The organism is Streptomyces sp. SS8, assembly GCF_054072955.1.
This window is the reverse complement of the sequence record NZ_JBSVCZ010000034.1, coordinates 45,028-54,588: the sequence shown is the minus strand read 5'-3', so window position 1 is coordinate 54,588 and position 9,561 is coordinate 45,028. Positions and strand designations below refer to the sequence as shown.

Annotated in this window: 9 protein-coding genes and 2 pseudogenes; 3 read left to right on the top strand and 8 right to left on the bottom strand. The window is 73.0% G+C overall.

Features of this window, described 5'->3' with window-relative positions:
* Positions 1–167: 167 nt before the first annotated feature.
* The 5 genes and pseudogenes from ACW69E_RS25275 to ACW69E_RS25255 all read right to left on the bottom strand — a co-directional run.
* The gene (locus ACW69E_RS25275; RefSeq protein ID WP_457500605.1) at positions 168–923 is read right to left on the bottom strand and encodes an SDR family oxidoreductase; all 756 of its coding nucleotides are present in this window, start codon (positions 921–923) and stop codon (positions 168–170) included.
* A gap of 47 nt (positions 924–970) precedes the next feature.
* Positions 971–1,732: a 3-oxoacyl-ACP reductase FabG gene (gene fabG, locus ACW69E_RS25270; protein ID WP_457500604.1), complete on the bottom strand. Its 762-nt coding sequence runs from the start codon at positions 1,730–1,732 to the stop codon at positions 971–973.
* 177 nt (positions 1,733–1,909) lie between these two features.
* The gene (locus ACW69E_RS25265) at positions 1,910–2,305 is read right to left on the bottom strand and encodes a DUF3037 domain-containing protein (protein WP_237879366.1); all 396 of its coding nucleotides are present in this window, start codon (positions 2,303–2,305) and stop codon (positions 1,910–1,912) included.
* A complete protein-coding gene (locus tag ACW69E_RS25260; protein ID WP_457500603.1) occupies positions 2,302–3,147 on the bottom strand; it encodes a HipA family kinase in 846 nt (281 codons plus the stop codon). The genes ACW69E_RS25265 and ACW69E_RS25260 overlap by 4 nt, the downstream gene beginning before the upstream one ends.
* Before the next feature lie 116 nt (positions 3,148–3,263).
* Positions 3,264–3,485 (bottom strand): annotated as a pseudogene (locus tag ACW69E_RS25255) (tyrosine-type recombinase/integrase); the annotation flags it as partial.
* A gap of 94 nt (positions 3,486–3,579) precedes the next feature.
* Between ACW69E_RS25255 and rpmF the strand changes: the two are divergent.
* The 3 genes from rpmF (at position 3,580) to ACW69E_RS25240 (ending at position 5,866) form a co-directional block, all read left to right on the top strand.
* A complete protein-coding gene (rpmF, locus tag ACW69E_RS25250) occupies positions 3,580–3,750 on the top strand; it encodes a 50S ribosomal protein L32 (RefSeq protein WP_457500602.1) in 171 nt (56 codons plus the stop codon).
* Between the two features lie 7 nt (positions 3,751–3,757).
* Positions 3,758–4,930 (top strand): GTP-binding protein, encoded by a 1,173-nt coding sequence (locus tag ACW69E_RS25245; protein WP_457500601.1) that lies wholly within the window; start codon positions 3,758–3,760, stop codon positions 4,928–4,930.
* Between the two features lie 273 nt (positions 4,931–5,203).
* On the top strand, positions 5,204–5,866 hold the full coding sequence (locus ACW69E_RS25240) for a transcriptional repressor (protein ID WP_457500600.1): 663 nt from the start codon (positions 5,204–5,206) through the stop codon (positions 5,864–5,866).
* An 80-nt stretch (positions 5,867–5,946) separates the two neighbouring features.
* Here the strand turns inward: ACW69E_RS25240 and ACW69E_RS25235 are convergent, their stop codons facing one another.
* From ACW69E_RS25235 to ACW69E_RS25225, 3 genes and pseudogenes are all read right to left on the bottom strand, one after another.
* Complete coding sequence (locus tag ACW69E_RS25235) at positions 5,947–6,243, bottom strand: hypothetical protein (protein ID WP_457500599.1); 297 nt, start codon at positions 6,241–6,243, stop codon at positions 5,947–5,949.
* Positions 6,244–6,635: 392 nt separating this feature from the next.
* Positions 6,636–8,738, bottom strand: coding sequence for a SpoIIE family protein phosphatase (locus ACW69E_RS25230; protein WP_457500598.1), 2,103 nt, complete (start codon positions 8,736–8,738; stop codon positions 6,636–6,638).
* Between the two features lie 610 nt (positions 8,739–9,348).
* Positions 9,349–9,453: pseudogene (locus tag ACW69E_RS25225) on the bottom strand (HipA family kinase); the annotation flags it as partial.
* Between the last annotated feature and the right edge of the window lie 108 nt (positions 9,454–9,561).

Genomic DNA, 9,561 nt, shown 5'->3' with positions numbered 1-9,561 from the left:
CCCCCTCACCGCCGCCCCCCCGGGGCCCCCCGGGGGGCCCCCCCGCCCCCCCACCCCCCCCCCGCCCCCCCCCCGGCGCCGCCCCCCCCCCCCCCGGGGGCCGGCCCCCCCGCCACCGGTGCGGTGCGGGCTCCGGCCCACCGTCGCGGTGTGCCGGAGCCCGGGGGTCACTCGACCCCGGCGTTGAGGAAGATCCCGCCGTCGACCACGAGGGTCTGGCCGGTGATCCAGCCGGAGTCGTCGGAGGTGAGGAAGGCCGCCGCTCCCCCGATGTCCTCGGGTGTGCCCAGCCGCCCCATCGGATAGCGCCCGGCCACCTCCTCCTCGCGCCCCTCGTAGAGCGCGGCCGCGAACTTCGTCTTCACCACGGCCGGGGCGATGGCGTTGGCCCGCACGCCCGGCGACAGCTCGTGGGCGAGCTGGAGGGTGAGGTTGACCATCGCCGCCTTGCTGATGCCGTAGGCGCCGATGAAGGGCGAGGCGGACAGCCCCGCGACGGAGGCGATGTTGACGATGGTGCCGCCGTGCTCCTTCTGCCAGGCCGCCCAGGTGCGCTGGGCGAACCCGAGCGCGGAGAGGACGTTGGTGTCGAAGACCTTGCGGGCGACGTTCAGGTCCAGCTCCGCGATGGGCCCGAAGACCGGGTTGGTGCCCGCGTTGTTGACCAGGTGGTCGACGCGGCCGAACGCCTCCATGGTGCGCTCGACGGCCTCCGCCTGGTGGGCCTCGTCGTGGGCCTTACCCGCCACGCCGATGGCCCGGTCCGCGCCGAGCCGCTTCACCGCCTCGGCGAGGGCGTCCTCGTTTCGGCCGGTGATGCACACCCGGTCGCCGCGGGCCACGAGCGCCTCGGCGATGCCGTAGCCGATGCCGCGGCTCGCCCCGGTGATCAGGGCGACCCTGCCGCTGTCCTGCACTGCCATGAGCTTTTTCCGTTCCGTCGTTTTCGCGGTGCGGCCGTCGGCGGCCGTCAGTTGAGCGGGCCGCCGGCCACGTACAGCACCTGGCCGGAGACGAAACCGGCCTCCTCGCCGGTGAAGAACGCGATGGCGTTGGCGATGTCCTCGGGCCTTCCCACGCGCTGGACGGGGATCTGGGAGGCGGCGGCCTTCTGGAAGTCCTCGAAGTCCATGCCGACGCGGGCGGCGGTGGCCGCGGTCATCTCGGTGACGATGAAACCGGGGGCCACGGCGTTGGCGGTGATGCCGAACTTGCCCAGCTCCTTGGCGAGGGTCTTGGTGAAGCCCTGCAGACCTGCCTTGGCGGCGGCGTAGTTGGCCTGGCCGCGGTTGCCGAGCGCGGAGCTGGAGGAGAGGTTGACGATCCGTCCGAAGCCGGCGTCGACCATGTGCTTCTGGCAGGCCCGGGACATCAGGAAGGCACCGCGCAGGTGCACGTTCATGACGGTGTCCCAGTCGGAGTCGCTCATCTTGAACAGCAGGTTGTCGCGGAGCACTCCGGCGTTGTTGACCAGGACGGTCGGCGCTCCCAGCTCGCCGGCGACCCGCGCGACGGCGGCCTCCACCTGCTCGGCGTCCGACACGTCGCAGCCGACCGCCAGCGCCCTGCCGCCCGCCGCGGTGATCTTCTCCACGACGTCCGCGCAGGCCGACTCGTCCAGGTCGAGCACGGCGACGGCCCGGCCCTCGGCGGCGAGCCGGACGGCGGTGGCGGCGCCGATCCCCCGGGCTCCGCCCGTGACGATCGCGACACGCTGCTCGGTGGTGGGCATGCTGGTTCTCCTCGCACTCGAATGGGTGAGCAACCGCTTAGTACCTTCGGCAGACGTGACGCTAGAAGCACGGACACGCTGTGTCAACGGCCGAAGGCACGGTGAGGCCCAGCCCACGTCCGGGCCTCCGCCCCCTCCGGTGCGCCGGGTACGGCCAGGAGCGTGTGGTGCGCCCGCTCAGCGCACCAGCACCTCCAGCAGCCGCTCGGTCTCCGCCTCGGGGTCGGCGGTCAGACCGGTGTGCACCGGGCCCGGCTGGAGGACGGTGGAGCGGGGGGCGACCAGCCACCGGAAGCGCCGCCCGGCGTCGTCGGCCGCGGCCTGCCCGGCCTCCGCCCCGCCGCGGCACAGGCACTCCACCGCGTGCAGGGCCGCCCGCACCCCCTCGACGTCGGCGTGCGGATCGAGCGCCCGCAGCCGTTCGGCGTCCAGATGGGTTCGGGCCGCGACGAAGGAGCGGGCCCGGCAGTAGACGACGACCCCGGCGTTGATCATCTCGCCGCGCTCCACTCGTGGGACCAGACGCAGCACGGCGTACTCGAAGACGTCACGCCCGCCGAACTGCCCGCTCACCGCGTCCCTCCGCCCTTGTTCAGCCCGCTGACGGCGTCCGCCCAGTCCTTCAGCCAGCCGGGCGCCCTGGAGGGCCCGTCCTGGCTCGGAGCACCGACGGTGATCCGCTCGTGGACCGTACCGGCCCGGGCGGCCAGCACCTCGGTGTAGGCGCGGCGCAGCTCCTCCGGGGTGTCGAAGCCGGGCTCACCTGCCAGCCACTCGTCGGGGATGTCGGCCGCGCATTCGGCCAGCAGTTCCCGCGTCACCCGCGGCGCCAGCTCGGCGGCGGCCGAGACGATGTCCGGGCCCATGGGCGCCAGGGCGTGGTCGGAGGCGTCGTACGGCTTGTCGGCAGCGCTGGCCGCGGTGGCCCAGTTGTGGTGCCAGATCAGGCTGGCGCCGTGGTCGATGAGCCACAGGTCTCCGTGCCAGACCAGCATGTTGGGGTTGCGCCAGGAGCGGTCGACGTTGCCCGTCAGGGCGTCGAACCACACCACGCGCCCCGCCTCCCGCGCGTCCACCCGGTAGGCGAGCGGGTCGAAGCCCATCGAGCCGGGCAGGAAGTCCATTCCCAGGTTCAGCCCGCCGCTGGCCTTGAGCAGTTCCTGCACCTCCTGGTCGGGCTCGCCCAGACCGATCACCGGATCCAGCCGCACGCGCACCAGATCGGGCACGCGCAGACCGAGCCGCTGGGCGAGCCGCCCGCACAGCACCTCCGCAACCAGGGTCTTGCGGCCCTGCCCGGCTCCGGTGAACTTCACGACATAGGTGCCCAGGTCGTCGGCCTCGACGATGCCGGGCAGCGATCCGCCCTCGCGCAGGGGTGTCACATAGCGCGTGGCGGTGACTTCGGGAAGCATTTTCACAGGCTATCCGACGTGCCAGCCTTGCAATCCACGGTCGGCCCCAGAAGCCCCCGGACCGGCGACCCCGCCGGAACCACTCCCGAACCACCCTGGGGAGAATCTGGGGAGTTTCAGCCGCCGCCCGGCCTCCCCCGCCTGCCCAGCAGTCCGTCCATGACGGTGCGCCCCTTACTCCCGGCCTCCGGCATGAAGTGAGCGTAGTAACCGAGCGTGACGGCCGGCGAAGAGTGCCCGAGCCACCGCGCCAGGGTCACCACGGACTCCCCCGCCTCCAACATGACCGAGGCGTAGGTGTGCCGCAGCACATGGAAGCCGTCCCTCGGCGCCGCCTCCCGCGGAACAGCGCGGGGTGCCCGACCACAAGATTGGTTATGGAATTCGTTTTCATGTAATCTCCGGCGAGACGCCCCCGACCGGAGGAACACCATGGCCGTACCCAAGCGGAAGATGTCCCGCAGCAACACCCGCCACCGCCGCGCCCAGTGGAAGGCCCGCACCCCGCGACTGGTGCCGATCACCGTGGACGGCACGTCTTACCTGGTTCCGCAGCACCTGGTCAGGGCCTACCAGCGCGGCCTGCTGCGACCCGAGGACTGAGAACGGCATGACACACCAGCGCCTGCCGGTGACCGTCCTGTCCGGGTTCCTCGGCGCGGGCAAGACCACCCTGCTCAACCATGTCCTGGCCAACCGCCAGGGCCTGCGGGTGGCGGTCATCGTCAACGACATGAGCGAGGTCAACATCGACGCCGCCCTGGTGCGCGGCGGCCAGGCGGCTCTGTCGCGCACCGAGGAGCGCCTGGTGGAGATGACCAACGGGTGCATCTGCTGCACCCTGCGCGACGACCTGCTGGAGGAGGCCGACCGCCTCGCCCGCGAGGGACGGTTCGACCACCTGCTCATCGAGTCCAGCGGCATCTCCGAGCCGATGCCGGTCGCCGCCACCTTCGCCTTTCCCCGCGACGACGGCGCCACCCTGGCGGACCTCGCCGACCTGGACACCATGGTCACCCTCGTCGACGCCGCGAACTTCCTGCCGGAACTGACCGCCGGGGACGGGCTCGCCGAGCGGGGCCTGGACCAGTACGAGGACGACGAGCGCACCGTCAGCGACCTGCTGATGGACCAGATCGAGTTCGCCGACGTCATCGTCCTCAACAAGCTCGACCTCGTCGGCGCCGGGGACGCCGACCGGCTGCGGGCCGCCCTCACCCGGCTCAACCCGGCCGCCCGCATCGTGCCCGCCGTCCACGGGCGGGTGGACCTCGGCGAGGTCCTGGGCACCGGGCTGTTCGACCTGGGGAAGGCGCAGCAGGCGCCGGGCTGGGTGATGGAGCTCAACGGCGACCACGTGCCGGAGACCGAGGAGTACGGCATCTCCTCCACCGTCTTCCGCTCCGAGAGGCCCTTCCACCCCGAGAGGCTGTGGTCCTTCGTGACCGAGCGCCTCGACAGTGGGGAGTTCGGGCAGGTCCTGCGCTCCAAGGGCTTCTTCCGCCTGGCCTCCCGCCCGCATGTGACCGGGCTGTGGTCCCAGGCCGGCTCCGTCACCCGCTTCGAGCCCTCCGGTGCCCGCGAGGCAGGAGACGGCCAGGGGCAGGAACTGGTGTTCATCGGCACCGGCCTGCGTCCGGAAGCGCTCGAGGCCGCCCTGTCCGCGTGCCTGCTGGCCGACGGCGAGGCGGCTCCGCCCCACGATCCGTTCCCCGTGTGGGACACCCACGGCATCGAGGACGCCTGCGAACACGACCACCCGCAGCCGCTGCCGGCGGCGTGACGGACTCCGGGCCGGGCGGTGGTGCAGCCACGGCACCGCCCGGCCCGGCCCCGGCCGGCGCACCGCGCCCGGACACGGGCCGAGCGATGGGAGCGCGGGACCGTCGGGGAGTTCGGCGGCCCTTCGCTGCCAGTACCGCGTGGCCTCGGCCCGGCCCCGGCCGTCGGCCGCGGCGGAACACTCATGTGCCCGCTCGGCGAAGGCCGCGGGCGGTGACACCCCGAAGGACGGGGTCGGCAGGAAAACGAAAACCGTTTCCCATAGAATGTCACCATGTCCAGTGACGCCACGTCACCGACGGGCTTCCCCGCCCCCGGGGGAGGATTCGCACCCCCTGAGCTACAGGAGTTCCGCGCGACGCGGCGGCCCCAGGGAGAGCCGCGGACACGGAAGGGGCCGGCCCCGCCCCCTTCCCGCGGCGGGACCGCCCCGCGGGCGCGCGCACTGCCCGCGGAGACGCCCGAGAGTCGGCCCGCCGCTCGAACACACCGGGGCACCCCGGCAAACGACGCCCCCCGGCCCTCCGACCGGTGGTCCCCGCTCCCCGGAACCCGCCGACGGCAGGCGACGGTCCTGCGATTACTCGAAGGGCTGGATGTGTTCGCCGGTGCCCGGCAGATCCACCGGCACCTCCAGCGCCAGGGGAATCCGGTCAGCCTGAGCACCGTGTACCGGGCGCTCGCCGCTCTGGAACGCCTCGGCCTGGTCGATGTCGTGCGCGACGGCAGCGGGGGGAAGTCCTACCGCTACAGGGACACCACCGAACACCGGCACTACCTGGTCTGCCGCAGCTGCGGGCACAACGTGCCCGTCCCCTGCCGGGAGTTCGAGGAGTGGCTGGCGGCTGCGCAGCGGCAGCACGGGTTCGTCGACGTACGCCACGTGCTCGTCTTCGAAGGACGGTGCCGGAAGTGCCCGGACGGACGGACAGCCTGACAGCCCGCATCCCGCCGACCGGAGCGAGCGGGCCGCAAAGCCCCGGCGGCGGTTCCGCTGCACCGCGCAGCCGCCGGTCCTCAGTGCTCGTCCCAGTGGCCCTCGTGGAGGGCGTGCCGGCATCCATCGTGGACGTAATCGATGTGGTCACCGTGCGGGACGGCGACGTGGCCGCAGCTCCCGCCGTGCCGGTGCGGGTGGTCACCGTGGACCGCGTGCCCTTCGGGCTCGCACTCGTCGACGTGACCCTCGTGGACGCGGTGGATGTGGCCTTCGTGCACGTAGTCGGTGTGGTCGCCGTGCCCGAAGGCGACGTGGCCGCAGCCCTCGCCGTGCCGGTGCGGGTGCTGGGTATGGGGGGCGTGTGCGGTAGCCATGTCCTTCGCCTGCCTGTCGGAGCGTTCTGGACGCCTTGGCCGCGTATGACTCAGGTTCCAGGTTCCTCCCGACCGGTGGTTTCTTCAAATCCCACCTGCTCCACGACGGCCGGCGCCGCCCCCGCCGCGTCATACGGGACCGTCCTCGAGCGGGGGGTCGAAGAAGGCTCTCCAGCCCTCCCGGCCCAGCGGCGGTTCCGCGTCGGTGAGCAGCGCGTCGTCCAGCACCGGGCGGTTGCGTCCCCCGTCGGGGCCGACGCCGGTGAAGACGGCCTCGCTGCGCCGCTCACCGCGGTGGTCGTCCCGGAACCACGAGGCGAACGTGCGGCATTTCGGCGAGGCCGTCTCCCGGGCACGCCGGGCATCCGCGCGGAGTGTGACTGCCGGTGAACTCAGGGGCCCTCGGTGAGCTGCTCGGTCCAGATGGTCTTGCCACCGGGGGTGTAGCGGCTGCCCCAGCGGTGGGCGAGCTGGGAGATGAGGAACAGACCGCGGCCGCCCTCCTCGGACAGGCGGGCGCGGCGCAGGTAGGGCTGGGACTGGCTGGGGTCGGAGACCTCGCAGACGAGCCGGTGGTTCCTGATCAGCCGCAGGCCGATGGGGCCGCCGGCGTAGCGGACGGCTTTGGTGACCAGTTCGCTGACGATCAGCTCGGTGGTGAAGTCCAGCTCGCCCAGGTCCCACTCCGCCAGCTGGGCGGAGGCCAGGGCCCGGGCGCGTGCGACGAGGCTGGGGTCGGCGGGCAGTCGCCAGAAGGCCGTGTCCCCGGGCGGCACCCGGTCCACACGGGCCAGGAGCAGGGCGAGGTCCTCGTCACGGTTCTGCTCCCGCAGGCGGGCAAGGAGGCGGGGGCCGACCTCGCTCAACGGCTGTTCGGTGCTCGCGGCGGTCCGGGCGCTCTCGCACATCCGCTCCAGGTCCCGCTCGGTGTTCCGCACCGCCGCGGTGAGCGGTCCGCTGTGGAAGGCGAGGACATCGCCCGGCCGCAGGAGCAGTTCCACCGGTTCGAAGGGTTCGGTGCCCCCTCCCAGCGGCGGCCCGGGACGGAGTTCGACGTCGTCCGCCGCGCAGCCCCGCCTCCTGGCCAGGACGGGGCCGGGGTGCCCGGCACTGGCGACGAGGCACCGTCCGGTGACCGGGTCGTAGGCGGCGTACAGGCAGGTCGCTCCGTGCAGGGAGCTAACGGCCGGTCCCGCCCGGTGCCTCTCGTCCTCACCGATGCGGGTCACCAGGTCGTCCAGATGGCTCAGCAGCTCGTCGGGCGGCGGGTCCAGGTCGGCCAGGGTCTGCACCGCCGACCGCAGCCGTCCCATGGCGCCGGCGGCGTTCACTCCGTGCCCGGCGACCTTGCCCACCACGAAGGCCACCCGGACCCCGGACAGCCGGATCACGTCGTACCAGCTCCCGCCGGTGCCGGCCGCGGTACTGGCCGGCGCGTACATCCCCGAGGTCTCCGCCGCCGCCAGACGCACCACCGGAGGAGGCAGCAGGCTGCGCTGCAGAGCCTCGGCCGTGCGCCGCTCCCGGGTGTACCGGCGGGCGTTGTCCAGGCCCAGGGCCAGCCGGGAGCCGATCTCCTCGGCCAGGGTCGCGTCGCCCCGGTCGAACGGCATCCGGTCCCCGGTCCGCCACAGCGGCACGGCCCCCAGCACGGTCCCGCGTGCCCGCAGCGGGAGGACCAGGAAGGAGGTCGCGGCCTCGGGCAGGGTCAGCCGGGACCGGCGCGGATCCCGTGCCGCCGCCCTCCTCAGTCCGCTCAGGTCCGGCATGATGCCGGCCGACCCCCGCAGCAGGTGCTCCCGCTCGACGTCCCCGATCGAGAACGTCTCCCCGAGGCCGTAGACTTCCTCGGGCCACATTCCCTCCCCGGCGGCCACGGCGACGCGCCTCATGGAGGCGTCCGCGGCGAACTCCCCGAGCTCCTCCCCGGCCAGCACGTCCTCGGTCAGATCGACCGCACCCAGATCGGCGAACACCGGCACCAGCAGGTCGACCAGTTCCTCGGCGTTGCGCGCCACGTCCAGCGAACCGCCGACGCGTACCGCCGCCGCGTGCAGCAGGTCCAGCCGCTGCTGTGCGCGCGGACTGGAGGCCAGCACACCGCCTCCGGCCAGGGCCACCCGCATCCCGAACTCGTCCTCGAGTTCGGCTCCCGCCGCGGGCACCAGCCAGACGAGGAAACGCGCCCCGCCTCCACCTGCGAGCGCGAACACGCTCACGTCCACGTCCACCCGGCCGCCGCCGACGCGCCGTAGCACCACGCGCCCGTCGCTGCGACGGCCGTGCCCGGCGCTCTCCGCCAGCCGCGCCCACTCCGAAGGCTCCTCGAGGAAGGAGCCCAGCTCCCTGCCGCTGAGCTCCCCGGCCGAGCCGCCCAGCAACTCCAGCACGGGCTGCGTGCACGTCATCACCGCACCGGCGGTGTCCAGCACCAGCTCGGCGGGCTGCCCCCAGCCCGCCGCCCCGGTTCCGGGGGGACCGCCACGGCCGGTCATACGCCTCCCAGCACGATGTCGTCACAAAGCCCCGTGCTTCCCAGGAGAAGACCTCGCTCCGTCCGCCGCAACCCGGCTGCGCCCCGAGGGGCAGGCGGCGGTCCGCCCCGGCAGGGCCTGCCGGGGCCCTCACCCCCGGCCCCGGGCGAACGCCTCTGCGCTCCTCCGCCACGGGGCCCCGCCGGCCGGGGAAGTACCCAGACGTGCCCAGGCGCCTCACCGGTCAGCACCTCGTGGGGCGGGCCGTCCCCGGCCGGCCGGCGTGGGGCAGCAGGCAGCGGCCGGACCGTCCGGCCGCCGCCGGATCGCGGGTGACGTACACGGCCCTCTCCCCGGTCACGGGACCGCCGCAACACTCGTCACACCGTCCACGGCAGTCACGCGTCGCGATGACACCGACGTGCCCGACCCGCATCGACGACATGCCGCGTATACGAGGGCACAGCTTCCCTCCGGGGAGGATCCGGGAGGATCCGCGCCACCGGGGAGTCCCTGGGAAGGATCGACCGTGCAACCCGGCACATCCCGGAAAGACGCCGAAAGGCTTGTCCGCGCAGGTCACTCATAGAATTGGCCGCGTCATCGCAGGTCAGCGCCGCCGGGTGGGCAACTTTGCGATATAGGCGCCCATGTCGTCGGCCTCGATGATGCCGGGCAGCGAGCCGCCCTCGCGCAGGAGTGTCACATGGCGCGTGGCGGTGACTTCGGGAAGCATTTTCCCAGGCCATCGGACGTGCCGACCTTGCGATCAACGGCTTTCTCCAAGGGTCCCGGGGCCGGGATCCCGCCGGAACCACTCCTGAGCCGCCCGGGGAGAATCCGG